The sequence below is a fragment of the Streptomyces sp. NPDC003077 genome (assembly GCF_040611095.1).
GTDB lineage: Bacteria > Actinomycetota > Actinomycetes > Streptomycetales > Streptomycetaceae > Streptomyces.
Map to the genome: position 1 here is coordinate 72,942 of NZ_JBEXNM010000016.1, position 25,505 is coordinate 98,446.

The window sequence follows — 25,505 nt, forward strand, 5'->3', positions numbered from 1 at the left end:
GGGTTTGTGCTTCGGCCCGTGGTGTACGTGCCGTGGCACGTAGGGGCGCGTACGACCACCCGCAAGCGCGCTGGTGGAGGCCGTTCACGGCGCCCCCGGCGGGACGAACGGCAGCCCCTCCGGCACGCCGTTCTCGATCAGCCGCCACAGCGCGTCCGTGTCGGCGTGCTCCTCGATCAGGTCGCCCAGGCGGTCGAGCTGCTCCTCGCGCAGCGCCGCGAAACTGGTGTCCGGGGCCGGGACGAAGGCCCGCCCCGCGTCCGCCGCCACCCGCCGCAGGAACGCCCGGCGGAACCCGTCGCTCTCCAGCGACCCGTGCCAGTGCGTGCCCCACACCGGGCCGACCCGGCAGCCGTCCAGGAAGGGTTCGCCGCCGCCGACCTCGGCGACGCCGTGGTGGATCTCGTAACCCTCCACCGGTTCGCCCAGCGCCTCGCCGGACGGCCGGGCCAGCGTCTTGTCCGCCGCGAACCGGACGCGGACGGGCAGCAGGCCCAGCCCGTCCACCGTCCCGGCCCGCGACTCGACCTCGTCCTCGATCCGCTCGCCGAGCATCTGGAAGCCGCCGCAGATGCCCAGCACCGGGCGGCCCTCGGCGGCGCGCCGCCGGATCGCGTCGGCGAGGCCGCGTTCGCGCAGCCACTCCAGCGCCCGCACGGTGCCGCGCGTGCCCGGGAGGACCACCAGGTCGGCGTCGGCCAGTTCCTCGGGCCGGTCCACGAAGCGGACGACGACGCCCGGCTCGGCGGCCAGCGCGTCCACGTCGGTGAAGTTCGACATCAGCGGGACCGCGGCGACCGCGACCCGCAGCACGTCCGCGCCGTGCGGCGGCGCCACCACGCTCTCGCGCACCGCGCCGCGCAGCGAGACGCGCAGACCGTCCTCCTCGTCGATGCCCAGCCCGTGCGCGAACGGCAGCACGCCCAGCGTCGGGCGGCCGGTGATGCCCTTGAGCATGTCCAGGCCCGGCTCCAGCAGGGAGACGTCCCCCCGGAACTTGTTCACGAGGTAGCCCGCGATCAGCGCCTGGTCCTCCTTGGACAGCAGCGCCGTGGTGCCGAAGAAGGACGCGAAGACGCCGCCCCGGTCGATGTCGCCGACCACCACGACGGGCAGCCGCCCGGCCCGCGCGATCCCCATGTTCACGATGTCGGTGCGGCGCAGGTTGATCTCGGCGGGGCTGCCCGCGCCCTCGCAGATCACCACGTCGTGCGTGCGCCGCAGCTCGGCCAGGCACTCGGTGACGGTGCCCAGCAGTTCTTCGCGGCGGCTCGCGTACGGGGTCGCTCCCCCGGGGCCGCCGCCCGGCCTGCCGAAGTAGCCGCGCGCGCTCATCTCGCCCACCGGCTTGCCGAGCAGCACGACCTGGCTCGTGCGGTCGCTGCCGGGCTTGAGCAGCACCGGGTTCATCAGCGCGGTCGGCTCGACCCGGGCCGCCGCGGCCTGCATCGCCTGCGCGCGGCCTATCTCGGCGCCGTCGCGGGTGACGTAGGAGTTCAGGGACATGTTCTGCGCCTTGAAGGGCGCCACCCGGACGCCCTGGCGCGCCAGCCACCGGCAGATGCCCGCCGTGACCACGCTCTTGCCCGCGTCCGACGTGGTCCCGGCGACCAGCAGCCCGCCGCCCACGCCGTCGCGCGCCACGCCGCGCCGTCCGCTCATCGGGCTCTCCACCGGGCGCGCCGCGCCGTGCCGTCCGTTCGCGGGGCTCTTCGCGTGGTGCGGGGCGTCGTGCCGTTCGCTCACCGGGCTCCCCACCGGGCGCGCCGCGCCGTGCCGTCCGTTCGCCGGGCTCTCCACAGCGCTCTCCTCATCGTGTGCCGCGCTCTTCGTCACTGTCGGCTCCCCGCCGCCCGCTCCGGAGCGTACGGAGTTCACCGCGCGCCCCCGGAGCGCGGCCGTCCGGACCGCTTCCGCACGACCGCCCCGGCCACCAGCCGCGCCCCGACCGTCGCCGCCAGCGCGAGCGCGCCCACCCGGCGCGACAGCCGCGCCGCCCGCGCGATGTCGGTCACCTCCACCGGCCGCCCGGCGTCCCCGTTGAGCACCGGCCGGTGCTCCACCCGTCCGCCGTACGCGAGCGTGCCGCCCAGCCGGACGCCCAGCGCGCCCGCGAACGACGCCTCCACCGGGCCCGCGTTCGGGCTCGGGTGCCGGGAACCGTCCCGCCGCCAGGCGCGCCACGCGCCCGCCCGGTCGTCCCCGGCGAGCACCGCCAGCGCCGCCGTGAGCCGGGAGCCCGGCCACCCGGCGACGTCGTCCAGACGGGCCGAGGCCCACCCGAAGCGCCGGTACTTCGGCGACTTGTGGCCCACCATCGCGTCCAGCGTGTTCACCGCGCGGAAGCCCACCAGCCCCGGCACGCCGGCCACCGCGCCCCACACGAGGGCGCCGACCACCGCGTCGGAGGTGTTCTCGGCCACGGACTCCACCACGGCGCGCGCCATCTCGGGGCCGTCCAGCGCCTGCGGGTCGCGCCCGCACAGGTGCGGCAGCCGCCGCCGGGCCGCCTCCAGGTCGCCGGCCTCCAGCGCGCGCCCGATGGCCCGTGCCTCGCGGCCCAGGGACGTGCCGCCCAGCACCGTCCAGGTGGCGGCGGCGGTCAGTGCGACGGAGGCGGGGGGACAGGCGCGCGTCACGCGGACGAGCAGCGCGGCGCCGGCCGCGGCGGTACCCGCGCACACGAGGGTGTGCACCGCCCCGCGGCCCCGGTGGTCGCGCCACAGCCCGCGCTCCACGGCCGCCGCGGCACGCCCGAAGACGGCCACGGGGTGGCCGCGCCGGGGATCGCCCGCGATCAGGTCGCCGAGGAAGCCGAGGGCCGCGCCGCACGCGTAGGTGGCGTGTTCGGCACGCATCGGATCAGACCGCCGTCGCGCCTCGGAGGGGCGTCGGTACGGCACGTACGGGAGATCGCGAACTGCGGCCGGGCATGGCTGGTATGTCCTCACTCAGGGTCCGCGCCCTGGTTCGACGTGACCGGCGACGTGAGTCTCCTGGCTCCCGGATCGGCGCTCCCCCCGGCCTTCCCGTCCGTCCCACGCACCTCGTACGCGCTGCGGACCGTGACCTTCCCCTGGAGGGGCGCTCCCCGGTGACAGTGGCGGGACCGCGCCGGATTCTCACCGGACTTCCTCATCTGTCGCCGAATGGCCCTGGCAGTCCACCACGCCCCGCGAACGCCCGTCAACTCGCCCGTGACCTGCGACGAGTCTTCGCATGCGGCGGGTTACGGGAGTGTTCCAGAGGGTGTGGAGACCATTACGGACGGTTGCCCGGGCCGTCGTTTCCACGTCACTATCTGGGACACGGCACGCGATGACGCGGTCGGGAGGGGGCCGGGATGCCGGAGAGCACCGAACGCCACGAGTTCCGCATCAGGATCACGGGGACGCACGATCCGCAGCAGGACATCGAGAGGCTCAGGGTGTGGCTGGAACGCGAGCCCTGGCTGCACGACCGGAAGCACACCTGGGACGTCCGCCCCCGGGGCCCGGAGTCCGACGCCGGGACGGGGGAGAAGGGGGAGGGTGACGGGCCGGACGCCCCGGCTCGTAGAGGGGAAGGCGGAGCCGGTGAGACGCGCCGGGACATGGCCGTCGGCGTCGACGATCTGGTCCTGGTCATCACCGGCGCCGCCGCCGCCGAGGTCACCAAGGCCCTGTTGATCACCCTCCGAGAGTGGCGGCAGCGGCGCCGGGAGGAGACCGCGGGGAACGAGCGGCCGGACGTCACGCTCGACAGCGGCGGCGGTCTGCGGCCCATCGCCGACGGCGACGGCGGGAGCCCGCGCCGGACCTGCGGCGGTGACGGTGACGGCGGGGGCCCGCGCCGGACCGGGGACGAGCGCCCGGCCGACGACCCACCACGCCGGCGCCGCGACCCCGACGGCAGGACGGACGAGGGCGGCGGCACCGGCGAGGAGTGACCCGCGATGTCCGTGTACGACGCACGCGGGAAGAGAAACCGGGCACTGCTGATCTGCGTCAGCGACTACGAGACGCTGCCCCCGCTCCCGGCTGTCGAGGGCAACGCCGAGGAGCTGAAGAGCGCGCTCACCCGGCAGGCCACCGATCTCTTCGCCGCGCACGAGATCGTCGTCTGCAGCCCCCGGGAGCCCTGGGAACTGGACCAGGCGCTGGACAAGGTCACCGCCGAGGCGCGCGGCCTGCTGCTCGTCCACTTCTCCGGGCACGGCCGGGTCCGCCTGGACGGCGGCGATCTCCAGCTGATGGTCGGGGTCTCGCAGCCGGGGCACTCCCACAAGGCCGTCTCCTGGCAGGACACGGTGCTGCCCTACCTGGACAACTCCCGGGCCGACCGGGTCGTCGTCGTCCTGGAGTGCTGCTTCTCCGGCAACGCCGACGAGGCGTTCCACTCCCGCCGCAAACCCATGTCCCTCCTGATGGCCGCACAACCCAACCGGCGCATCTTCAGCGGCGAGGAACCGGCCGGCGGCACGATCTTCACCCGCGCCATGGTGCGCGTCCTGCGCGACGGCATCCCCGGCAAACCCTTCGTCACCTTCGAGGACTTCGTGCGGGAACTGCGCGAACTGCTCGCGGACGAGGAAACGCCGATGGGCGACAAATGGGAGCCCCGGTCGGCGAAGCAGAACACCGACGACGACGTCATCCTCTCCTTCGCCACCCCCGAGGTACGGCCGCCGACACCGCTGCGGGTCCGGCTGCGCCGCTGGTACCGGCGGCACGTCCTGCCCCGGATGCGGCTGCTGCTCGCCCTGGTGACGGCCGGCGCGCTGACCGCCGGCGGCCTCGTCGCCGCCGACCTGCTCCAGCCCGAACCGTCCTGCCCGGTCCCGCTCGAACTGCGGCTGCTGACCGCGCCGGAGGCCGAGCCGACGCTGCGCCGGGCGGCGTTCGAGTACGAGATGTCGGAGCTCAACACCCGTCCGCTCAAGGGGGAACGGGACACCCCGGACGGTTGCCGGCGGACCCAGATCACCGTCTACTCGGCGGCCAAGGACGAGACCACCAAGGGGTTCGCGGCGGCCGGCCGCTGGCAGGGCGAGGCCCGCGGCGCGCGGGGCGGCGAGACGGAGGGCATCGACCCGCTGCACCGGCCCGGCCCGCAGCCCGACCTGTGGGTACCGGAGTCCGGCGCCGACTATCTGGAGGCCCGGCGCGCCATGGGGCTGCCGCGACAGGCCACGGCCGCAAAGGCGGCCGGATCGCCCACCAAGGCGGCCGGATCGCCCGCCACGCTGCACGTCATCGGCCCGGTCGCGTACTCCCCGCTGGTCGTCGGCATCCCCGAGAGCAAGCGGCTGGACAACGTCGAGCAGGTCGGCGGCACCTGGCGGGACATCCTCACCGCCACCGACACCGACCACCGGAACCTCAGACTGCTGCGCCCCAGTCCGGTGCTCTCCGGCACCGGACTGCTGCACACCCTCGGCCTGTACCTGGCCAACGACGGTTCGCGCATCGGTTCCTCCGGCGCGCCGGACCAGTCGCTGGCCAAGGACGCCGAGCAGCGGATGTCCGCGCCGGGCAGCCAGTACGCGGGCAGCACCCAGTTGCTGTGCTCGCTGCGCCCCGGCCCCGACGAGGCCCGGGCGGGGGACCGGGACGCGCAGGGCGATCGGGGCTCGTCGGGTGACCGGGCCTCGCCGGGCGAGCGGGCCGGTTCCGCCCCGCTGGTCTCCGAGAAGTCGCTGATGGACTTCAACCTGGGCCACGCCATCGGCGACTGCCCGGCCCGGGACACCGCCCTGGCGCACGGCGACCGGTACGCGGCCTACTACCCGAAGAACGTCCCGGCCCTGGACCACCCCATGGTCCGGGTCGACTGGCGCGGCGCAACGGACGGCACCGCCCGGCGCGCGGCCGTCGAGCGGTTCGCGCGGTGGCTGCGCTCGCCGGACGGCGGCCAGCGGACGATCGTCCAGGACGGCTACCGCGGGGTGACGCCCGAGGGCGCGCCCGCCCCCCGTCCCGTGGCCGGCTCGCCGCTGCTGAACAGCCGCGCCGACGTCGACATCGACGCCCCGGTGCACCGGCTGACGGCGGACCAGGAGCAGGTCTCCGGCGTGCTGAGCGGTTACGACAAGGCCCAGGAGACCAGTCAGGTGCTCTTCCTCCTCGACGCCTCCACCTCCATGGCCGAGGGCGGCAAACTCTCCGTCGCCCTCGCCGCCGCGAGCCGCGCCCTGGACATGACCGGCCCCCGCCACACGTACGGCCTGTGGACCTTCCCCCAACGAGACCGTCCCCAGGACGCCGACCGGCCGCGCCGGATCGTCCCCCTCGGCACCGACGACCCGGAGCGGGGGAAGGCCGCGCTGGCCAGGATCGGCAAGGGGGAACTCGTCGAGTACGGCGCGTCCATGGAGGAGGCGCTGACCACCGCCGTCCGGGAGATGCGGAAGACGTCCGGCACCAACAAGGCCATCGTGCTGATCATGGACAAGGACGACGGCGCCGCCGGCCGGGCGCAGGGCGTCGAGCCCAAGCTGATGGAACTGCTGGGGGAGCGGCCCCGCATCCCCGTGCTGACCCTCGCCCTGGGCTCGGACGGCTGCAAGTCCCTCGTCCTCAGCGGCCTGAAGTCCACCTCCGGCGGCGAGTGCTACCCCGGTGGCCCGGACGCCGCCGACCTGCTGGCCGGGGTGATCGCGTCGGTCGGGGTCGGCGGGCGGGGGACGGGATGAGGAGCGGGTGCGCGGGCCCCTCGTCCGGCCGGGCGGGAGGGATGATCGGCGGCCGTCTCGCCCCCGGGGACCGGGCGTGGCTCCCTACGGACGCGGACGCGGACGCGGGCGAGTCCGGAACGAGGAGGGCGGCATGAAGGCTGCGCGCGGGCGGTCGGCGGTGGCATTGGGGCTGGCGGCGCTGCTGCTGGCGGCGGGGTGCTCAAACGCCCCGCCCGGGCCGGGCCCCGGGCCGGAGAAGGGCGAGTTGGTCTTCGCCACCGGAAGCGACCTGAGCAGCACCGGCGTCCGCCAGGACCTGATCGAGGACTGGTCGCGGCGGACCGGGCAGCGGGTGCGGATCGTCAAACTCCCGGACACCGCCGACGGGCAGCGCAGCCAGCTCCTGGCGGCCGGGCAGTCCGGCAACAGCGGCTACGACGTGCTCAACATCGACGTGGCGTGGACCGCGGAGTTCGCCAAGGCGGGCGTCATCCAGCCCTGGGGCGCCAAGCTCGACCCGGACTTCCTGGACAGCGTGGCCAAGACGGCGGTGGACGGCGGCGGCACGGTGTGGGCCGTCCCCTTCAACACGGACGCCGGGCTGCTCTACTACCGCAAGGACATCCTGGAGGGCTACGGCCACGACCGGCCGCCCACCAACTGGGGCGAGCTGAAGAACGTCGCCGAGGAAGTCGCCGCCGCGTACAACCGCGACACCGCTCGTCTGGGCAAGCGCCGGAACACCATGTACGGCCTGGTCACCCAGCTCCGCCCGTACGAAGGGCTGACCGTCAACACCCTGGAGTCCGCCTGGGCCAACGGCGGCGACCCGGACGCCACCAGCTTCACCAAGGGCGAGCAGGTCGGCGCGCTCCAGCAGGGCGTCGCCGACCTCAAGACCCGGCTGGACTCGATCATGCCGCACGAGGCCACGGACATGGACGAGACGGAGAGCCGCCGCTGGTTCGCCGACGGCCGCGCGCTGTTCATGCGCAACTGGCCGGTGGAGTACGCCTCGGTCGCCGAGAAGCTCCGGCCGGGCAAGGACTTCGACGTGGCCGAGCTGCCGGGCCGCCCCACGGACGGCAAGCGGATGTCCGTCCTGGGTGGCCAGAACCTCGCCGTGGCGGCGGACAGCGCCCACCCGGAGGCCGCCCGCGAGCTGATCCGGGCGCTCACCGACCCGCACAGCGAACGCTGCCTCCTGGAGCGCGGGTTCGCGGCCACCCGCGACTCGTCCTACCGGGACCCCGGACGGGCCCCCGCCTGCCACCTGCCGCCCGGCAAGGCCGAACGCGCCGAGCGCGACGCCCCGCCGGACCACGACCCGGGCCAGGGCCGCGAACCGCCCTACAAGCGGACCCTGTACGCGGCCCTGCGGGCGGCCGAGCCGCGCCCCCGCAGCGTCCACTACCAGATGTTCAGCAAGGTCGTGCAGATAAGGGTGTCGGAGTACCTCGGGACGACGCTCGGCACGGCCATCGCGGACCGGCTGGCCAGGGAGGCGGACGAGGCGTTGAGCGGGCGGAACTGAGGGAGCACCGAGGGAGGGGTGCCGGACGTCGGCGTCCCCCTCCGCCTCACTGCCGGCCCGGCCAGCGGTTCACCGGCAGGGGCCCCCGGCTGAGCACCGTGCGGATGGCGAAGGTGCTGCGGGCGTCGCGCACCGGGCCGATCGCGAGGATCTCGTCGAGCAGCACCTGCTCGTAGGCGGCCAGGTCCGGCACGACCACCTCGACGAGGAAGTCGGCCTCCCCGGACACCACGTGGCAGGAGACGACGGCGGATATCGCGGTCAGGGCCTCCTCGATCATCCGGGACGTGGCCCGGGAATGCTGCTCGACCGTCAGCGCGACGAAGACCGTCAGGCCCAGCCCGACCCGGCCCCGGTCCAGTTCGGCGCGGTAGCCGGAGATGACGCCCGCCGTCTCCAGCGCCTTGGTGCGCCGCAGGCAGGACGAGGGGGAGAGCCGCACGGCTTCGGCGAGGTCGACGTTGGGCGTCCGCCCGTTGCGCTGGAGGTGCTCCAGGATGGCCCGATCGACGCGGTCGTACTGGGGAGTTGGCATGGCGTGCAGGATAAGCGCGGCTCCGCCGCAGGATCTTGCGCCGCACCGTCCGGGCGGGCCGCGACTCGCCATCGGGTGCCACGCCGTCCACGCCATGCTCGGCCCATGTCCCCGACATCACTCACACCGCGTTCACACCTGTCCACGGCCGGGGCCGCCGCCCTCTACATCGGCGCCCTGCTCGGCCCGAGCATGCTGCTGCTCCCGGGGCTCGCCGCCCGCGCGGCCGGGCCCGCCTCCCTGCTCGTCTGGCTGGCGCTGCTGGTCCTGTCCGGCCTCATCGCCGTCGTGTTCACCCGCCTCGGGACCCGCATGGGATCGGCGGACGGCGTCGCCGGATACACCGCCGCCGGACTCGGTCCGCGCGCCGGGCGCGCCGCCGCCTGGTGCTTCCTCGCCGGGGTCGTCACCGGCGCCCCCGTGGTCTGCCTCATCGGCGGCACGTACGTCGCCGAGGTGCTCGGGGCCGGTCAAGAGACGGCGTACGTGGCGGCCATGGGCCTGCTCGTCCTCGTCCTGGCCATACGGCTGGCCGGTGTGCGGACGGGCGCCGGGCTCCAACTGGTGCTGGTGGCCGTGCTCGTCGCCCTGGTGGTGCTCGCCGTCGCCGGCGCGGCTCCCCAGGCACGGGCCGCCCACTGGACGCCCTTCGCCCCGTACGGGTGGGACGGGGCCGTGCGGGCGGCCCCGCCGCTGATGCTCGCCTTCGTCGGCTGGGAGGCGGCGGCCTCGCTCACGGCCCGGCTGCGCGATCCGCGCCGGCAGCTCCCGCGGGTCGTCGCGGTGGCCTTCGTCGTCACCGCCGTGCTCTACCTGGCCATGGCGGCGGCCACCGTCGCCGTCCTGGGGCCCGGGGCGGGCGGGTCGGTGCCGCTGGCCGACCTGTTGCGCGTCGCGATCGGCGCGTACGGCCCGTGGCCGGCCGCCGCGTGCGCGATCGTCCTGACCCTGGCCGCGACCAACGCGTACCTGGCGGGCGCCACCACGATGACCGCCGCCCTGGTCAACGGCGCGGGCCGACGCGAGCGGCCCGGGCGGCGCGGCCCGGTGGGCATCGTCGTGGCCATCGCCGCCGCGGGCGCGCTCCTGCTGGGGCTTGCCGGGAGCGGTCTGGTGACGACCACGCACCTCGTCGCGGTGCCCACCACGTTCTTCCTCGTCGTCTACCTGGGCTGTATGGCGGCTGCCGCACGCGTCCTGACCGGTGCCGTACGCCTCGCGGCGGGGACGGCCTGCGCCGTGGTGCTCCTGCTCCTGGCGAACGCGGGCTGGTCCGTCCTGGCCGCTGCCGCCGTGGCCCTGGCGGCGGGGGCCCGGGCCCGTCCTCGTTCGGCCGCGACCGCACCCGGAGGCGGTGGGCAGGCCGCGACACGGCGGGCGGGCGTTCTCGCCGCCGCGGTGGAGAAGCGGCCCCGCGACGCCGACCCATCCCTCTGACGTAAGCCGCCGGTCCCTCCCTCTGACAGACGACAACGGCCCCGCCGCCCGCCGGTCGGGCGGGGACGGGGCCGGTGCTGCCGGAAGCGCGGCCGTGCGGTCAGCCGGCGACGATCAGGTAGATGCCGAACGCCACGGCCGCCGCGCACAGCGCGTAGCAGGCGTACCCGCCCACCCGCGCCGCCGTGCCCGGCCCCTCGGCGACCGCGGCCTGGCCGTCGTGGCGGGGCTTGCGGGAGGTGCCGACGATGCCGACGGTGAACAGGCCCACGATCCCGACCGTCACGAGGAGGCTGACGGCGAAGACCTGGCCCAGGGCCGCCCAGTCGATGCTCATTGCGGGGGTTCCTTAGCTGGGGAGGGGAGGGGGACGCGCCTCACGGCGAGGCGCTTCACGGCGAGGCGCCGCACAGGGGGAGGCGCCGGGAGCGACGGGAGTGCCGGGAGCCTTACGGCGTGGCCGCCGCGGCCGGCTCGGGAGCCAGCGCGACCGGCTCCGGCGCGGTCGAGGGCACCGCCGGGGACGCGGTCGACGGGCCGCTGGTGCCGGCGGGCTGCGGGACGACGGTCAGCGGGGTGACGGCCACCGCGCCCACGGGCTCGGCGGTCGCGGACACCGGCGCGGCGGCGTCGCCGTCGGCGGTCACGTTCGTGTGGTCCACCGGCTTGCGGCGGGACGCCCACCAGATGGCGCCGCCGATCGCGAGGCCCAGGACCGCGACCGTCGCGACGCCCCAGTCGCCCTGGTCGGCCAGCAGCGCCGCGCCCGCCGCGACCAGCCCGGCGGCCGGCAGCGTCAGGACCCAGGCGGCGGCCATCCGGCCCGCCGTGGACCAGTGCACCACGCCGCCCTTGCGGCCCAGCCCGGACCCCATGACCGAGCCGGAGCAGACCTGGGTGGTGGACAGCGCGAAGCCGAGGTGGGAGGAGGCCAGGATGGTGGCGGCGGCGCCGGTCTGGGCGGCGAAGCCCTGCGGCGGCTGGATGTCGGTGATGCCCTTGCCCATGGTGCGGATGATCCGCCAGCCGCCCAGGTAGGTGCCGAGCGCGATGGCGATACCGGCCGAGGCGATGACCCACAGCGGCGGGTCGGAGTGCGGGGCGACCACCCCGCCGGTGATCAGCGCGAGGGTGATCACACCCATGGTCTTCTGCGCGTCGTTGGTGCCGTGCGCGAGGGAGACCAGCGCGGCCGAGGCGATCTGCCCGGCGCGGTAGCCCTTGGCGGTCTCCTCGTCGTCGCGGTCGCGGGCCAGGCGGTACGTCAGGCGGGTCGCGGCCATGGCGGCCAGACCGGCCACGATCGGCGCGGCCACCGCCGGGATGAGGACCTTCATGACGACGGCGGAGCCGTGCACGCCCTCGCCGCCCACGGACACCAGCGTCGCGCCGATGAGACCGCCGAAGAGGGCGTGCGAGGAGCTGGAGGGCAGTCCCGCCAGCCAGGTCAGCAGGTTCCAGACGATGGCGCCGACGAGCCCCGCGAAGATCACTTCTGGTCTGATCCCGGCGCTCTCGTCGATGATGCCGCCGGAGATGGTCTTGGCGACCTCCACCGACAGGAACGCGCCGACGAGGTTGAGGACCGCCGACATCGCCACCGCTGTCTTGGGCCGCAGTGCCCCGGTGGAAATGGTGGTGGCCATGGCGTTGGCCGTGTCGTGGAAGCCGTTCGTAAAGTCGAACACCAAGGCCGTGACGATCACGATCCCGATGAGAAGCGTGATGTGTTCCATTCACCCGGGCAATCAGTTCGATGGGCAGTGACGCTGCGGACCGTACGGAGAACGGGTGAACGGAAGGTGAACGGGGGCGGGCGAGGCGGGGGCGCCCCCGAGGTGTTCACGCGGAGGCGCCCCGACGGTCACGCGCCGGTCACCCCCTGGCGAACTTCTTGAGCGCTCCCATCGAGCCGTTCCAGCGGTTCTGGTCGCCGGGCAGCGACCCGCTGTTGCCGTGCTGCCAGAAGCTCAGCAGCGACCAGCCCGCGGGCAGCGGCCCGGGGGCGCTGTGCCAGCTGGCCAGCCACAGCGGATGGTTCAGGCCGAACGCCCGGCTGCCCTTGGTGCAGCGGTTCCACCACCCCGTAGTGGTGTAGATCACGGGGTGCCGGCCCGTCTGGCGGACGACCTCGTTGCTGAAGGCCCGTATCCACCGGACCATCGGCGCCCCGGCCATCCCGTAGCACGGCTTGGACCGGTTGTACGGATTGTGCTCGATGTCCAGCGCGGGCGGCAGCGTCCAGCCGTCCCCCCGCCACCCGCCGCCGTTCGCGAGGAAGTGGCGGGCCTGCGCGGTGCCGGACGAGGCGCTGGGCACGGCGAAGTGGTACGCGCCGCGCAGCAGCCCGGCCGCGCGCGAGCCGTTGTACTGCTGGGTGAAGTACGGGTTCCGGTAGAAGTGCGACTCGGTCGCCTTGACGTACACGAACCGCGCGCCGTTCGCCCGCGCTCCCGACCAGTTGACGTTCTTCTGGTGCGAGGAGACGTCGTGGCCGCGCGGCACGCCCGCCGCGGCGGCCGGTACCTCGCTCAGCAGCGTCCCGCCGACCGCGAGCGCGACGACCGACGCGGCGACCAGCCGGCGCCGCCTGGCGCGGGGCCGCGCGGTGGCCGCGGGTGGGCCGTCGGCCGCCGCGCACGGTGGGACCTGTGACGGTGGGACCTCTGGTGGTGCGGGGATCAGGTGCTGTGCGGGTGCAGGGGACGGCCGGCCGGGCCGGGGCGGCGCCGGGGCCGGCCGGTGGTCCGAGGTGCGGGCCGATCGCTGATCATGAGCCATCTTTCCCCCCGGATGACGACGTCCATGACAAATCGACGCGAGATTACTGGATGATCAGCAAAAGACCGGTAATCTCCGGCCAATCACCTGCACTGATCCATGTATCCGTACATAGGGGATACCGGAGCCCTCCGGTCCGGACTACAGTGCGCCGATCCGCCGCGCCGTACGGTGACCGCGATGATGTACGAACACACGTACGCACATCGGCGCACCTGTGCGCCGCGAGGGCACGAGGGGAGCTGTCATGACGGAGCGGACGGACGGGACGGCGGAGGGCACGAGGACGGGAGGGGTGAGGGGGACGAGGACGCCGGGGACGGAGGGGGAGCGGGCCGCGGCTTCCTGGCACACGCCGGGGGATCCAGGAGCGTCGGCCGCCGACGACCCCTCCCACTGTCCCGACCCCGCCGCCCTCGACCGCGCCTGGCGGGACCTGGTGGCCACCGCGCGGCGCACCGTCGCCGACGGGCTCGTCGTCGGGACCTCCGGCAACGTCTCCGTACGCGTCGGCGACCTCGTCCTCGTCACACCCAGCGGCGTCCCCTACGACCGGCTCGGGCCGGAGGACCTGACGGCCGTGGACCTCGCCGGACGGAGCCGGCACGGCTCCCTCAAGCCGACCAGCGAACTCCCCCTCCACCTGGCCGTCTACCGCGCCACCGAGGCGCGCGCCGTCGTGCACACGCACGCCGTGCACGCCACCGCGGTCTCCGCCCTCGTCCCCGAACTCCCGCCGATCCACTACATGGCGGCGGAGCTCGGCGGCACCGTGCGGGTCGCCCCGTACGCCCTCTTCGGCACGGAGGAACTGGCCGCGCACGCGCTCACCGCGCTGCGCGACCGCACCGGCTGCCTGCTGCGGAACCACGGCGCCCTCACGTACGGGGACACCCTGGACCAGGCGTACGACCGCACCGCCCAACTGGAGTGGATGTGCCGCGTCTGGCTCACCGCCCACTCCGTCCCGGGCCGGACGCCCACCCTGCTCTCCCCGGACGAGATGGAAGCGGCCCGCGTGCGCTTCCGCGGCTACGGGCAGCGGGAGCCGTAAGCCGCGTCCGCGCCGCTCGCGGATGCGGAGGGGCCCGCGCCGCTCGGGGAACCGGACCGGTCCGTGCGACTCGGGAACCCGGCCGGACGGGCTTGTGCCGTTCGGAAACGCGGCCGGACAGGCCCGCGCCGCTCGGAAACCCGCACGGGCGGGTCCGCCCCCTCAGGGCACCCGCCCCTCAGGGCATCCGGCCCTCAGGGCACCCGGCCCCGCCCCGGGTTGCCCGCCCGCCCCCGGAACGTCCGGAAACCACTCCCGGCCGGACCGGAAACCCCACCCGCCCTGTCCGGCGACAGCCCCCGCGCCGTCCGGCGGGCGCCCCCTCCGTCACCCCGGCGTCGCCGTTCCACTGGCCGGGTCCGCGGGGCCTGCGCACACTGGGGAAGATGCGCCTGGGTACCGCGGCGGCAACGGCCGCCACCACTGTGCTGGGTGCCGGGATGGCCGCGGTGGCGGCCGGCCGGTACGCGAGCGACACCGCTCTGAAACCGTCCCCCGACCGCCCGTTCCCCGGCGACCCGCGCCTCACGGTGCACGCCGTCGGCATCGAGCACGTCACCCTGACCCGCTCCCTCGCCTCCCTGCGCCCGGGCACCTACGGGCTCACCGGCGACGGCTGCCACGTGGTGATCGGCGACGTGATGGACGGCGTCCCGCGCCCCGCCGACACGGTCGTCCGCCGGCTCAAGGCCATCGTCCGCGGCGACCTGGAGCCGGGCGCGAAGCTGCGCGTCACCCCGCAGGTGCACATCGGCAACCCGCGCGACGCCCTGGGCCTGCCCTACAAGGACGTGCTGATCCCCGGAGAGCTGGGCCCGCTGCCCGCCTGGTACCTGCCCGGCCGCCGCGCCACCTGGGTCATCACCGCCCACGGCCTGGGCACCACCCGGGAACACCCCATGGTGATCATGCCGCTGCTCCAGCGCTTCCACCTGCCGATCCTGAATCTCGCCTACCGCAACGACCCCGGCGCCCCGCACACCGCCGACGGCATCAACCACCTCGGCGACAGCGAATGGCGGGACCTGGACGCCGCCATCCGCTACGCGTGCGCGCACGGCGCCGAGTGCGTCATCCTCTACGGCTGGTCCACCGGCGCCACCATGGCCCTGCACGCCGCGGCCGGCACCGGCCTGCGCGACCACATCAGGGGGCTCGTCCTGGACTCGCCCGTCCTGGACTGGCGGGCGACCGTCCGCGCGCTGGCCGCCGCCCGGCGGGTGCCCGGGCCGCTGCTCCCTCTGGCCGTACGCGCCGCCGAAGGGAGCACCGGCCTGCACGCCGGGCGGCTGACCGACGTGGTGAGCCCGCGCTTCCTCGCCTTCCCCACCCTCCTGGCGCACGGCCCCGGCGACACCATCGCGCCGTGGTCCGCCTCCCGGAACCTGGTCGCGCTCCGCTCCGACCTGTTCACCCTGCACGAGGTCCCCGACGCCCCGCACGGGGCGATGTGGAACGCCGACCCCGCCGGATACGAGGAAGCCCTCCGCCGCTTCCTCACGCCGTTGCTGTAGCCGGAGGCCCACGCCGCCGCGGACCGGGTTCCGCCTCGCCGCGGCGAGTTCGGCTCCGCCGCGGCCGGGGTTCCACTTCGCCGCGGACCGGGTTCCGCCTTGCCGCGGCCCGGAGTTCGGCTCCGCCACGGCCGGGGTTCCGCTCCCGGGCACCGGACCGCTCCGGCGGCCCGTGACACGCGCCGCTTCCGCAGCTCGCACCGCTCTGGCGGCCCGCCGTACCGCGATGGCGAGATCCCGCACGGCTTCCGATTGGGCTTTCGGGCCGTCAGCGGCAAGACTGCTCTTGTGACGTCCCGTACTCCGCGCGACTCCCGGCTCCGACTCGTCCCCCGACAACCGATCGCCGCCGCCCACCGGGCGGTGCGCTCCCGGGCCGCCCGGCCGGCGCCCCGGCCCCCCGAGGGCACACCACCGCCCGCGGAGCTGGCGCGGCAGGCCCGCGCCGCTCTGGCGGGCGCCGTGCGGCTCGCCCGGTGGGCCGACGGCGAACGCGGCGCGGACGCCGGGCCCCGGACCGCGTCGGGCGGCGCCCTGCCCACGGCCGTCGTCGACCGCGCGGCCCGGGCTTTCGAGCTGACGCCCGATCAGGTGCGCGCGGACTGGGACCGCGCCCGGCTGGCCGGACTGGTCGAACTGCACGGCGGCACCGCCCGCCCCGGCTGGCGGCTGCGCGCCTGGGACCGCGACGACAGCGCCGCGCTGCGCGGCTGGGTCGCCCTCTTCGACGCCTGGTCACTGGCGCGTCCGGCCCCGGCCGGGGCCAGTACGACGGTGGTCGCCGAAGTCGTCGAGGCGGTGCCGCAGCTGCTTTCGGTGCTGTACCTCTCCGACGGCCCGGTCCGGCTCGCCATGCTGCTGGACCTGCTCGACCAGCGCGTCGCCGAGCTGCGGACGGAGCGGTGCGAGGTGCCGTACGGCAGCGCGCGGACCGCCGGCGGCGACCAGGCCCCCTGCCGGGGCGGGGCGTCGGTGGCGACGGAGCGGTACGACCTGGCCGGCGCGACCGGTGACGCCGAGGGGACACCCCTGGCGGTGCTCCTGGACTGGGCGCTGGACGCGCTCACGGCCGTGGGAGCGCTCGTGGTGCACGACGGCGCACGAACCGGCGCATCCACCCCCGCGTCGGCCCCCGCGTCCCCTTCGGCCCACGCGTCCGCCGCCGTCCCCGCGCCCGCGGAGCCCGAAGCGGTGCTCACCCCCCTGGGGAGCTGGGCGGTGTGGATCAAGCTGGAGCAGATCTGCGTCGCGGCCCAGAGCCCGGCGGGCAACATCGAGCGGTCCGCCGAGGCGATGCTGCGCGGCTGCGCCCGCCTCACCCCGGGCCCGGCGCGCGCCGAGTACCGCGCCTGGCTCGCCGCCCGGTCCGCCACCGGAGCGGTCGAGGAACTGCTCGACGTGGCCCGCGGCGAGGACGCCCTGCTGCGCGGCCTGGCCTTCGAGGCGCTGCGCGCCGCCGGCGCACAGGCGGAACCCGCCGTACGGGCCGCCTGTGAGGAACCGGTCCTGCGCCCGTACGCGCTGTTGTGGCTGGCCGAGCACGAGGGCGCGGACCCCGAGACCGCCCCGGACGTGCTCACCCGCGAAGAGGCGACCTGGCTGTGGGTGGACACCGCGGCGGTGGTCGCGGACCACGGCGAGGCCCACCTCCTCGTCCGCCACCTGGAATCGGCGGTCCAGGGCTCGATACCGCGCCTCCTGGAAGAGGTACGGGCCGTGGGCCATCCGCGCACCGTGCAGGTCCTGGTGGCCCTGGCCGCCGCGCACCCCGACCCGGTCCTCGCCAAAGCCGTGCGCCGGGCCGCCTTCCAGGTCCACACCGGCGGCGCCTGACGTCCCGGGCGGGCGCACCGCACACCGGTCCCCGCCCGCCCGGACACCGCCCCCGAACGGGCGACGCGGACCTCTTCCGCACCGCCGTGCCGCGCGACCCGCCGTTACGCTCCCCGGCGGGAGCCACCGAACATGGCTGGTGGCTCGGGAAGCGCTGATCTCCGTGTCGGCGCTGTTGTGACGGTGGAGGGACGGGCACGGCTGTCGTTCGCCGCGACTGCGGCTTCCTCCAGGGACCGGACGGCGTCGACGAGACGGAGGTGAGCTTCAGCTTTTCTGCTGGTTCAGGGTGGAGCGGCCTGCCCGCTGCGCATACCTGGTCCCCGGCCGGGCCCGCGCGGGGCTTCTGGCTGGAGTGGCACGAGCAGCCGTCTTCGGACGGAGCGGGGCGATGCATGGCACCGGTTTCATGGGGCAGTGATGGCCGGTGGCTACAACCACGGGTGGTTACAGTGACGCACCGAGGCAGAATCCGTTTCGTCGGCGGGACCCGTGCTCGGCAAGCAGTCGAGGACGCCATGCCGTGACGTACCAGGACATCGGCGAAGCGCATCTCCGCAGCCGTCCTGGAATCGCCGTGAGTGCTGCGCATGCTGGGCCGGGCTCCGCGGGACCATACCGCTGAGAACGGGAACTCATCAGCGAGGCCGATCGGCCCGGGCCCAATTGCAGCACCTGCCGCTCGTGATCCGACAACCCCAGCTCGTACAGGAACATCTCGGTCCCCTTGTCCGGGTGCGTCATCTCGACGCCGGTGACCATCCCTCCTGGGACATCATCCACGTAGGCGATCAGGAGGTGATGGCGCTCATCCGCCAGAAACCGTTCAGTCGCCTTCTGTCCTGGGCCGGTGTCGAACAGGTGCCCGGCGGCGTTGACGGCTTCGGCCTGAGTGACGCGACGGATCTCCATTCGGGGATCCTGGCAGGTTCCGGCATCGAAAGCTGGCCATTTCGCCACCAGAGCATCCCCGGCCCGAACTCCGGCTCTGTATCCGATGCCACGACCTTCGGAGCCACTCCACTGCCACCCCCGAGCCTCTGCCGTCTGGTCAACAGGGCGAACATTCTCTGATGCGGCACTAGCTGAAGGGCATGACTCACCTATGGCGGCCGGAGATGTGGCGCGGGTCAAGATACGCGAGTCGGCTTACGGAGCGAGCGGGGGCAGATCCCCCGGGTGAGCTGGTCGTCGCAGTCTGCCCCGCCCTGAGCAGGACGGATTCACGGTCTTGACGTTCGTTTGACGCTCCGGGCGCCGCACAAAGCGTGATGAGCCGCTCTGACCTGGCTTATCTGGGATCCGTTCAGGCCAACATCTTTCCGATGACACACCACGTGGAGTGTGTGGCGGCCCTGGCGCCCGTCGCGAAGGGCTGACGCCAGCGGGGGCTGTGCGGTGGGTGGCAGGGGTCAGCGGCAGGGGGTGCGGCGGGCGAGGATGGCGGCGCGGCGGTCGTCGAAGGAGGCGGCCTGTGTCTCCGCGGCGGCCAGGAAGGTGCCGAGTTCGTCCTGGTCCCGCCGGCCCTCCGGGCCGAGGTCGGTGCGGTCCAGCACATCGAGTTTGCGCAGCAGCGGCTGGACCACCTCGTCGAGGTGGATGCGCAGGTTGTAGATGCCGTCGAGCGCCATGTTCGCCGAGGCGCGCTCGAATCCAGGCATTCCCTTTCCGGGCATGTGGAATCCGATGACGACGTCCCTGAGGGCGCGCATCGCCTGGTCGGGGGCGAGGGAAAACGCGGAGTCGAGGACATTCCGGTAGAACAGCATGTGGAGGTTCTCGTCCATGGCGACCCGACCCAGAATTCGGTCGCACACTGGGTCTTCCGCGAGCCGGCCGGTATTCCGGTGGGAGACCCGCGTGGCCAGTTCCTGGATCGTCACGTAGGCGATCGAATCCAGGACGCCGCCCTCGTCCCCCCGGGACTGGTGCGACATGTGCTCCATGCGGGCCCGCTCCAGGGCCACCGGGTCGACCGCCCGTGACGCGAGCAGGTAGTCGCGGATGACGATGGAGTGGCGTGCCTCCTCGGCGGTCCAGCGGTGCAGCCATGCGCCCCAGGCGTTGTCGCGGCCCAGGGCGGCGGCCAGTTCGTGGTGGTAGGAGGGGAGGTTGTCCTCGGTCAGCAGGTTCACCACCAGGGCGGTGCGGCTTGCCCTGGAGACGGGGGAGTCCTCGGGGGACCAAGCCGATCCGTCGAGCGGACCGTCGTAGTCCTGGCCCCGGCTCCAGGGCACGTATTCGTGGGGGAACCACTCACGGGCGGCGGCGAGATGCCGGTTCAGTTCCCTCTCCACCACCTCTTCGAGGGAATCGAGAATGCCGGAATCTGATATGTGCATGATGCTGTTCTCTCCCGCGCACGTCAGGGCATGGCAAGTGGAGGATAAAGCGGCGCGCATGGCACGGACAAGGTTGTCGATGTCATTCGAAAGGTGACCTGAAGTTGTCCTTCTGGGAGGATTTCAAGGACCGGTGAAAGTGATCGAGTGGCCTTTGGCTCATGTTCGCGTGGAGTAGTGGAAGGCCTTATGGTGACGAAGCAGGACGCAGACCGCACCGGCGGAGAACAGGCTGTGGGCAGCGCCGGCAAGGCGGCGGGGGGTCGGCCCGAGATCACTCTGCCGCGCGGCCGGGTACTCCTGGTGGGGACCGGCGCCTTCGGGGTCACTGGCCTGCCGAGCTGGGCCCTGCTTATGCGCATGTGGTACGGGTGGTCGCTGCGCGCCGGACTCACACACTCGGCGGCCGCACTCGTGTCCGGCGACGCCCTGGCGGCTGCCACCCAGGCTCCCGTCGAAGGGCCGGAATGGCGGACCTCGGCGGGCATCGTGCCACACCTCGAACTCGCGGAGTGGCCCGACCTGGTCATCGTGGCGCCGGCGACGACGGCCTTCATCGCCAAGTGCGCCCTGGGCATGCCGGACAGCCTCGTGCTGAGCGCCGTACTTGCCACCCGTGCGCCTGTGGTCATCGCCCCCAGCATCCCGGAAAGCACGCTGGAGCGGCCAGCCGTGCGCCGCAACCTGGAGTCCCTGCGGCAGGACGGCTTCCATGTCGTGCCCCCGCGGCCCGGCGTCTCCGCCCACAAGGGAGGGGAGATCGCCTCGGGCATGCCGGACCTCGTCGCCACACTGCGCTTCACGCAGCAGGTCCTGGAGCAGGGCCGGGAGGAGGCCCCGGAGCAGGGGTGAGGAGCCGCCGGGCACGCGGGCCCACTTCCCCCGCGGCCGCGTGCCCGGCAACGTGAAGACGCCGGTGTCCGGAGAGATCTGCTCCGTACACCGGCGTCTTCCGCGCGGAGGCGACTCCGCGCCGTGTCAGGCCTGGGCCCGCGCGATGATGTCGACGAGGTTGCCGACGGTCTGGATGGTGCTGTACTCGTCGTCGGCGATGTCCACGTTGAACTGGTCCTCGATGGCGGCGCTGAGCTCGACCATCAGCAGGGAGTCGACGTCGAGGTCGTCCCGGAAGTGGCTCTCGCGGGTGACGGTGTCGGCCGGAACTTCCGCGATCTCCTCGAGCAGGGCGGTCACTGCTTCGAAGAGCTTCTCGGTGGTGATGGTGCTGGACATTCTGAAGTTCCCCTTTTTGAGACTGGCTGACGTGATGTCAGCGAGCGGTTGCATGGAGATTGCGCACGACGAGCGCAGCTTCCACTCGGCTGCGCATTCCCAACTTGTTGAGCGTGCGACTGACATGCGTCTTGACGGTGTTCTCAGAAACGGAAAGACGCGAGGCGATCTGCTGATTCGACAGCCCTCGGCTGACGTGCTCCATCACCTCGAGCTCGCGCGAGGTCAATGCGCTTCTGAGCCGTCCCTCGTCGATGCGGTCGACAGTGGATATGTTGTGGTCGGCAACAGTTTCCACCAGTGTACGTACGGCGGCCGGCTCGATGAATCCGCGCCCGGACACTATCTGTTGGGCCACGCCGATCAATTCTTCGGCGGTCGCACTACTATATAACCAGCCCACGGCACCGGAACTGAGAAGATGCAGCGCATCCCGATCGCGGCCCTCCTCGGCGAGCATCAGAACGTCGGCGTCACTCTGCTCCTTGATGGCCCGGATCGCGGCCGCCCGTTCGGAAGCCTTCCCACGCGCCTCCATTATGACGAGATCGGGCTGGTGGACCTCCGCGGCCCGCACGGCCTGGTCGGCGTCCGCGGCCTCCACCACGGCCTCGGTTTCCGGCCAGCCTTGCAGAACTTGCGAGAGCGCCGCCCGGACCAGGTCCTCTTCGTGGAAGACTACTAACTTGATGCCCATGACACTTCCCCCTTATCGCGGTTGCCCCGGGTTGCGGGGCGTCACCACCTTGCAAGTTGATCTTGGCAGGTGGAGCCAGCGCACCAACCTCGGGGGGGGTAATGCGTTGGTCAACTAAAGGACTACGGGGAGTACTCATCAAGGTGGAGGACGCCGGTTCGGGCGAGGCCCCAGACTGGTTCCGCCGCCGAGAAAGCATGACTTTCCGGCCAAGCGGCAAGAACCAGGCTTAGAGGTGAGCCAGCCATTCTGTACCTGATCATGCTTTGTGACATCCTCTTCTGGGTCCTGCTGGCAGCTGGCCTGACCGCTCGCTATGTCAAGGGGTGGAAGCGGCTCGGCGGCGGCATCCTGCTCTGTGTTCCCCTGCTGGATATCGTCCTGTTCGTTGCCACGGTCATCAGCCTCAAGGACGGAGCTGAGGTCGACATTTGGCACGGGCTTTCGGCCGCGTATCTGGGGTTCACCGTTGCTTTCGGTCACGACACTCTGCGGTGGGCGGACGAGAAGTTCGGCCGGCGCTTCGGTGGCGTCCCGGAAAGGCCGCGAGAGATTCTGTACGGCAGGGACCGCGTCATGCGCGAATGGCGCTCGTGGCTGCGATTCCTGCTTGCCTACGCGGTGAGTTGCGCACTGCTCATCGGAATGACGTGGTTCGTAGGCGGCGTTGAACGGGGGGCGCTTCTTCTGGCGTGGCTGAACCCCCTGACCAAAATCCTGATCTACAGCCTCGTGTGGCCGGTCATCGTGACGATCCGGCCGGGACGGAAACCGGAAGAGACGGCGTCCCGTAATACCGGGGAATAGCGGCTGCGACCCACGCCGAGAGCCGGAACATCGCGTACGCGCGGAGCCCTACGTGGCCTGCGTTCCCTGACCCACACATTCGCTCCCCCCTGTTCGGAATTAGGTAGATGATGATTGAACAGCGCCATCTGTACGGGTGGGCGGACCCGGTGTTCTACGAGGCGCCGGGCGAACAGCATGGCGAGACAAGAAAGTTCGGCGCCGCCGTGCGCGACTTGCCGGACGGCTGGACCCGTACCGCGCGAGGCGTGTGGACGGTGCTGCGGCCGCCGGGCGCGAACCTGCCCGATCAGGGCTGGAAGATCCATGTATCGGCCGTCGGCGAGGACGCCGAGGACACCGTCTCTACGGTGTCGGAGTACTGCACCGAGCACGGCACGGCGCACAAATTCCTCGGCGGCATGGACCTGTTCGAGCTGTTCAACGCCAAGTACATGCCTCGGCAGGGCAGCGGGAAGCTCATCACGGTCTACCCGGCCGACGAAGCGGAGCTGGAGCGGACCCTGCGGGGACTGGACGCCCTGCTCAACGGCCGCCCCAGCCCCCACGTGCTCACCGACCTTCGCTGGAACGAAGGCCCCTTGTCCGTCCGCTACGGCGCGTTCCGTGAGCGCTACCTCGTCGACGAGCGGGGCCACCGGGTCCCCGCCCTGGTCGGCCCCGGCGGCACGCTCGTGCCCGACGAGCGCAAGCCGGGCCGCTACGCCCCGGCGTGGGTCGAGGTGCCCGCCTTCCTCACGGAGCAGCCGCCCGCGAGCGGCGGAGACCTGAAGCAGCACGGCTACCGCGTGCTGCGAGCCCTGCACTTCTCCAACGGCGGCGGCGTGTACCTCGCGGAGCGCGAGGCCGACGGGCGCACGGTGGTCCTCAAGGAGGCGCGCCCCGGCGCCGGCCTGGACTCTCAGGGACGCGACGCGGTCGCCCGGCTGGAGCGCGAGGGCTGGGCCCTGGAGCGGCTCACCGACGTCGAGGGCGTGCCCGAGCTGTACGATCGCTTCACCGTGGGCGGACACCGCTTCCTCGCGATGGAGTACGTCGACGGCGAGATGCTGTGGCTCTGGCTGGCGACGTACCACCCGCTGCTGTTCTCCGGTTCCGGCCACGCGGAGGAAGCCGCGTACGCGGACCGCGCCATGGCCCTCGCGGACCGGGTGGAGCGGCTTGTCGACGCCCTGCACGAGCGCGGTGTGGTCTTCGGTGACCTGCACCCCGGCAACATCCTGGTCACCGAGGACGGGCGGGTCGGCCTCATCGACTTCGAGGCCGCCTTCCCCGCCGACGAGCCGACCGGCCGCTCCGCCCTCGGGGCCCAGGGGTTCATGGCGCCGGAGGGCTTCCACGGCCCCGCAGTGGACCACTACGCGCTCGCCGTCCTGCGCGCCTGGTTCCTGCTTCCGCTGAACCGGCTCGCTGCCCTGTCCCCCGGCAGGGAGCTCGGCTGGGTTCACGCGGCGGAGCAGCGCTTCGGGCACCTGCTCGCCCCCGGCGTACTGAAGACGATCACCGAACGGCTCACCCCGCCCCGGCCGTCCGACGCGGCCGGCGGCGCGCCGATGTCGCCGCGGCGGGCCCGGCTGCGCCGTCGCCGCGAGGAACTCCTCGGCCTGCCTTGCGAGGTGACGCCAGGGGGCCCGGGAACCGACTGGGACGCCGTGCGCCAGTCCCTCGCGGAGGGCATCCTGGCGGGTGCCACCCCGCACCGCCGTGACCGTCTCTTCCCGGGCGACGCCGAGCAGTTCTCCACCGACGGGGCGTGCTTCGCGTACGGAGCGGCGGGCGTGCTCTGGGCCCTCGACGCGGCCGGTCGGGGACGCTTCCCGGACCACGAGGAGTGGCTGCTGGAGCGGGTGCGGGACGGCCTCCACCCGGTGCCCGGGTTCTACACGGGCCTGCACGGAACCGCGCACGTCCTGGCGGGATTCGGTCATGACGAGGAGGCTCTGCGGCTGGTCGGGCAGGCCGACGCGAACGTCGACCGGCTCCGCGACCCGGGACTCTTCCGCGGCCTGTCCGGGGTCGGCCTGAACCTCGTCCACCTGGCCCGGCGCTACGGCGACGACCGGCTGCTCGCCCGTGCCGCTGGCCTCGCCGAGCGGGTTGCCGCCCTCATCGACGACCCGGCGCTGCCCGGCGCGCCCGGCACCGCCCAGGCGGGGCTGATGCGCGGATGGTCCGGCCCCGCCCTGTTCCTGATACGGATGTACGAGGCGACCGGCGACGAGCGGCACCTCGAGCGCGCGGCCCGGGCCCTCGGCCTGGACCTCGCCGGATGCGTGCCCCAGAGCAACGGCAGCCTCCAGGTGGCGGACCGGGGCGTCCGCACGCTCGCCTACCTCGACGTGGGTAGTGGCGGTATCGCCCTGGTCGCCGACGAACTGCTGGAGCACCGTGACGATCCGGCTCTCGCCGAGGCCGTCACCGGCATCCGGCGCGCCTGCGAGGCGGAGTTCGTCATCGAACCCCACCTGCTGAACGGACGCTCGGGACTGATGGCGGTGGTCTCCCGGCTGGCCCGGCGCGACACGGAGGGCCGGGCGAGGGCGGCCGTGGCCCTGCACCTGGAGCGCCTGGCCTGGCACGCGCTCGCCCACCGGGGACACCTGGCGTTCGCCGGGGAGCAGTCCTACCGCCTGTCGTCGGACCTGGCGACCGGATCCGCGGGCGTCCTGCTCGGCATCACCGCGGCGGTCGACGGCGCAGCGCCCTTCCTGCCGTTCTTCGGCCCGCGCCCGGTCACGTCCGGGTCTGGCTGAGCCGAGCCCATCCCAAGTCGTGGCCCCGCCGCCCCGGCGGGGTCGTCCCGGCGATGCCCGGAAGGAGGTGATCAACGTGGAGTCCATCCTCGAGCTGCAGGAGCTGGAGACCTCTCAGGAGGAGTCGGCCCTGATGGCGGCCAGCACGGTCAGCAACAGCTGCTGACCTGTTCCCGGCGGTCCGTGTGACCGCCCCCGTATCCCGGCGCCGCCCGTGCGGCGCGGGCACGAGTTTCCCGGAAGGAGGTGATCAACGTGGAGTCCATCCTCGAGCTGCAGGAGCTGGAGACCTCTCAGGAGGAGTCGGCCCTGATGGCGGCCAGCACGGTC

Annotated in this window: 21 protein-coding genes and 1 riboswitch; of the genes, 12 read left to right on the top strand and 9 right to left on the bottom strand. The window is 73.1% G+C overall.

All coding sequences use genetic code 11. From position 1 onward, the window contains the following. Window positions 1-84 precede the first annotated feature (84 nt). Both ABZX96_RS14065 and ABZX96_RS14070 read right to left on the bottom strand, forming a co-directional pair. On the bottom strand, window positions 85-1,662 hold the full coding sequence (locus ABZX96_RS14065; RefSeq protein WP_355543249.1) for a cobyric acid synthase: 1,578 nt from the start codon (window positions 1,660-1,662) through the stop codon (window positions 85-87). A gap of 212 nt (window positions 1,663-1,874) precedes the next feature. After that, window positions 1,875-2,858: a cobalamin biosynthesis protein gene (locus ABZX96_RS14070; protein WP_355543057.1), complete on the bottom strand. Its 984-nt coding sequence runs from the start codon at window positions 2,856-2,858 to the stop codon at window positions 1,875-1,877. 131 nt (window positions 2,859-2,989) lie between these two features. Continuing rightward, a riboswitch (cobalamin riboswitch) is annotated at window positions 2,990-3,139 on the bottom strand. 204 nt (window positions 3,140-3,343) lie between these two features. Between ABZX96_RS14070 and ABZX96_RS14075 the strand changes: the two genes are divergently transcribed. The 3 genes from ABZX96_RS14075 to ABZX96_RS14085 all read left to right on the top strand — a co-directional run bounded on the left by ABZX96_RS14075 (window position 3,344) and on the right by ABZX96_RS14085 (window position 8,189). Beyond that, window positions 3,344-3,928 (top strand): hypothetical protein, encoded by a 585-nt coding sequence (locus tag ABZX96_RS14075; protein WP_355543060.1) that lies wholly within the window; start codon window positions 3,344-3,346, stop codon window positions 3,926-3,928. 6 nt (window positions 3,929-3,934) lie between these two features. Then, window positions 3,935-6,673: a caspase family protein gene (locus tag ABZX96_RS14080; RefSeq protein WP_355543062.1), complete on the top strand. Its 2,739-nt coding sequence runs from the start codon at window positions 3,935-3,937 to the stop codon at window positions 6,671-6,673. Between the two features lie 133 nt (window positions 6,674-6,806). Then, window positions 6,807-8,189, top strand: a complete 1,383-nt coding sequence (locus ABZX96_RS14085) for an extracellular solute-binding protein (protein ID WP_355543065.1) — start codon at window positions 6,807-6,809, stop codon at window positions 8,187-8,189. Window positions 8,190-8,235: 46 nt separating this feature from the next. On the opposite strand, the gene ABZX96_RS14090 is transcribed toward ABZX96_RS14085, so the two are convergent. Continuing rightward, complete coding sequence (locus ABZX96_RS14090; protein ID WP_355543068.1) at window positions 8,236-8,724, bottom strand: Lrp/AsnC family transcriptional regulator; 489 nt, start codon at window positions 8,722-8,724, stop codon at window positions 8,236-8,238. Between the two features lie 105 nt (window positions 8,725-8,829). Here ABZX96_RS14090 and ABZX96_RS14095 point away from each other — a divergent pair, with 105 nt between their 5' ends. After that, window positions 8,830-10,161 carry an amino acid permease gene (locus tag ABZX96_RS14095; RefSeq protein ID WP_355543071.1) on the top strand — a complete coding sequence of 444 codons (1,332 nt, stop codon included), beginning with the start codon at window positions 8,830-8,832 and terminating at the stop codon, window positions 10,159-10,161. 100 nt (window positions 10,162-10,261) lie between these two features. Here ABZX96_RS14095 and ABZX96_RS14100 read toward each other — a convergent pair whose 3' ends face one another. The 3 genes from ABZX96_RS14100 to ABZX96_RS14110 form a co-directional block, all read right to left on the bottom strand. Next, window positions 10,262-10,498 (bottom strand): hypothetical protein, encoded by a 237-nt coding sequence (locus tag ABZX96_RS14100; protein ID WP_355543074.1) that lies wholly within the window; start codon window positions 10,496-10,498, stop codon window positions 10,262-10,264. Window positions 10,499-10,610: 112 nt separating this feature from the next. Further along, window positions 10,611-11,897, bottom strand: a complete 1,287-nt coding sequence (locus ABZX96_RS14105) for an inorganic phosphate transporter (RefSeq protein WP_355543077.1) — start codon at window positions 11,895-11,897, stop codon at window positions 10,611-10,613. 139 nt (window positions 11,898-12,036) lie between these two features. Continuing rightward, the gene (locus tag ABZX96_RS14110) at window positions 12,037-12,942 is read right to left on the bottom strand and encodes a lysozyme (RefSeq protein WP_355543080.1); all 906 of its coding nucleotides are present in this window, start codon (window positions 12,940-12,942) and stop codon (window positions 12,037-12,039) included. Window positions 12,943-13,189: 247 nt separating this feature from the next. Here ABZX96_RS14110 and ABZX96_RS14115 point away from each other — a divergent pair, with 247 nt between their 5' ends. The 4 genes from ABZX96_RS14115 (at window position 13,190) to ABZX96_RS14130 (ending at window position 18,417) form a co-directional block, all read left to right on the top strand. Continuing rightward, the gene (locus ABZX96_RS14115) at window positions 13,190-13,996 is read left to right on the top strand and encodes a class II aldolase/adducin family protein (protein WP_355543083.1); all 807 of its coding nucleotides are present in this window, start codon (window positions 13,190-13,192) and stop codon (window positions 13,994-13,996) included. Window positions 13,997-14,382: 386 nt separating this feature from the next. Beyond that, window positions 14,383-15,510, top strand: a complete 1,128-nt coding sequence (locus ABZX96_RS14120) for a hypothetical protein (RefSeq protein ID WP_355543086.1) — start codon at window positions 14,383-14,385, stop codon at window positions 15,508-15,510. Between the two features lie 288 nt (window positions 15,511-15,798). Continuing rightward, window positions 15,799-17,343, top strand: a complete 1,545-nt coding sequence (locus tag ABZX96_RS14125) for a hypothetical protein (protein ID WP_355543089.1) — start codon at window positions 15,799-15,801, stop codon at window positions 17,341-17,343. A 735-nt stretch (window positions 17,344-18,078) separates the two neighbouring features. After that, a complete protein-coding gene (locus ABZX96_RS14130; protein ID WP_355543092.1) occupies window positions 18,079-18,417 on the top strand; it encodes a hypothetical protein in 339 nt (112 codons plus the stop codon). A 338-nt stretch (window positions 18,418-18,755) separates the two neighbouring features. Here ABZX96_RS14130 and ABZX96_RS14135 read toward each other — a convergent pair whose 3' ends face one another. Next, a complete protein-coding gene (locus tag ABZX96_RS14135; protein ID WP_355543095.1) occupies window positions 18,756-19,685 on the bottom strand; it encodes an acyl-ACP desaturase in 930 nt (309 codons plus the stop codon). A 189-nt stretch (window positions 19,686-19,874) separates the two neighbouring features. Here ABZX96_RS14135 and ABZX96_RS14140 point away from each other — a divergent pair, with 189 nt between their 5' ends. Beyond that, the gene (locus ABZX96_RS14140) at window positions 19,875-20,537 is read left to right on the top strand and encodes a flavoprotein (RefSeq protein WP_355543098.1); all 663 of its coding nucleotides are present in this window, start codon (window positions 19,875-19,877) and stop codon (window positions 20,535-20,537) included. A gap of 126 nt (window positions 20,538-20,663) precedes the next feature. Here the strand turns inward: ABZX96_RS14140 and ABZX96_RS14145 are convergent, their stop codons facing one another. Next, on the bottom strand, window positions 20,664-20,918 hold the full coding sequence (locus tag ABZX96_RS14145) for an acyl carrier protein (protein WP_355543101.1): 255 nt from the start codon (window positions 20,916-20,918) through the stop codon (window positions 20,664-20,666). Between the two features lie 37 nt (window positions 20,919-20,955). Continuing rightward, window positions 20,956-21,615, bottom strand: a complete 660-nt coding sequence (locus tag ABZX96_RS14150; RefSeq protein ID WP_355543104.1) for a response regulator transcription factor — start codon at window positions 21,613-21,615, stop codon at window positions 20,956-20,958. A gap of 261 nt (window positions 21,616-21,876) precedes the next feature. On the opposite strand from ABZX96_RS14150, the gene ABZX96_RS14155 reads away from it, so the two are divergent. The 3 genes from ABZX96_RS14155 to ABZX96_RS14165 all read left to right on the top strand — a co-directional run bounded on the left by ABZX96_RS14155 (window position 21,877) and on the right by ABZX96_RS14165 (window position 25,341). Further along, window positions 21,877-22,422 (top strand): hypothetical protein, encoded by a 546-nt coding sequence (locus ABZX96_RS14155; protein WP_355543106.1) that lies wholly within the window; start codon window positions 21,877-21,879, stop codon window positions 22,420-22,422. 107 nt (window positions 22,423-22,529) lie between these two features. Next, entirely contained in the window at window positions 22,530-25,175 is a 2,646-nt protein-coding gene (gene lanKC, locus ABZX96_RS14160; RefSeq protein WP_355543109.1) for a class III lanthionine synthetase LanKC, read from the top strand. A gap of 76 nt (window positions 25,176-25,251) precedes the next feature. Next, window positions 25,252-25,341 (top strand): class III lanthipeptide, encoded by a 90-nt coding sequence (locus ABZX96_RS14165; protein WP_355543112.1) that lies wholly within the window; start codon window positions 25,252-25,254, stop codon window positions 25,339-25,341. Window positions 25,342-25,505 lie beyond the last annotated feature (164 nt).

Excerpts from the sequence above, each read along its gene's own strand:
- ABZX96_RS14065 (WP_355543249.1), bottom strand. The coding sequence starts at position 1,662 with ATGAGCGGACGGCGCGGCGTGGCGCGCGACGGCGTGGGCGGCGGGCTG.
- ABZX96_RS14070 (WP_355543057.1), bottom strand. The coding sequence starts at position 2,858 with ATGCGTGCCGAACACGCCACCTACGCGTGCGGCGCGGCCCTCGGCTTC.
- ABZX96_RS14075 (WP_355543060.1), top strand. The coding sequence starts at position 3,344 with ATGCCGGAGAGCACCGAACGCCACGAGTTCCGCATCAGGATCACGGGG.
- ABZX96_RS14080 (WP_355543062.1), top strand. The coding sequence starts at position 3,935 with ATGTCCGTGTACGACGCACGCGGGAAGAGAAACCGGGCACTGCTGATC.
- ABZX96_RS14085 (WP_355543065.1), top strand. The coding sequence starts at position 6,807 with ATGAAGGCTGCGCGCGGGCGGTCGGCGGTGGCATTGGGGCTGGCGGCG.
- ABZX96_RS14090 (WP_355543068.1), bottom strand. The coding sequence starts at position 8,724 with ATGCCAACTCCCCAGTACGACCGCGTCGATCGGGCCATCCTGGAGCAC.
- ABZX96_RS14095 (WP_355543071.1), top strand. The coding sequence starts at position 8,830 with ATGTCCCCGACATCACTCACACCGCGTTCACACCTGTCCACGGCCGGG.
- ABZX96_RS14100 (WP_355543074.1), bottom strand. The coding sequence starts at position 10,498 with ATGAGCATCGACTGGGCGGCCCTGGGCCAGGTCTTCGCCGTCAGCCTC.
- ABZX96_RS14105 (WP_355543077.1), bottom strand. The coding sequence starts at position 11,897 with ATGGAACACATCACGCTTCTCATCGGGATCGTGATCGTCACGGCCTTG.
- ABZX96_RS14110 (WP_355543080.1), bottom strand. The coding sequence starts at position 12,942 with ATGGCTCATGATCAGCGATCGGCCCGCACCTCGGACCACCGGCCGGCC.
- ABZX96_RS14115 (WP_355543083.1), top strand. The coding sequence starts at position 13,190 with ATGACGGAGCGGACGGACGGGACGGCGGAGGGCACGAGGACGGGAGGG.
- ABZX96_RS14120 (WP_355543086.1), top strand. The coding sequence starts at position 14,383 with ATGCGCCTGGGTACCGCGGCGGCAACGGCCGCCACCACTGTGCTGGGT.
- ABZX96_RS14135 (WP_355543095.1), bottom strand. The coding sequence starts at position 19,685 with ATGCACATATCAGATTCCGGCATTCTCGATTCCCTCGAAGAGGTGGTG.
- ABZX96_RS14140 (WP_355543098.1), top strand. The coding sequence starts at position 19,875 with ATGGTGACGAAGCAGGACGCAGACCGCACCGGCGGAGAACAGGCTGTG.
- ABZX96_RS14145 (WP_355543101.1), bottom strand. The coding sequence starts at position 20,918 with ATGTCCAGCACCATCACCACCGAGAAGCTCTTCGAAGCAGTGACCGCC.
- ABZX96_RS14150 (WP_355543104.1), bottom strand. The coding sequence starts at position 21,615 with ATGGGCATCAAGTTAGTAGTCTTCCACGAAGAGGACCTGGTCCGGGCG.
- ABZX96_RS14155 (WP_355543106.1), top strand. The coding sequence starts at position 21,877 with ATGCTTTGTGACATCCTCTTCTGGGTCCTGCTGGCAGCTGGCCTGACC.
- lanKC (WP_355543109.1), top strand. The coding sequence starts at position 22,530 with ATGATGATTGAACAGCGCCATCTGTACGGGTGGGCGGACCCGGTGTTC.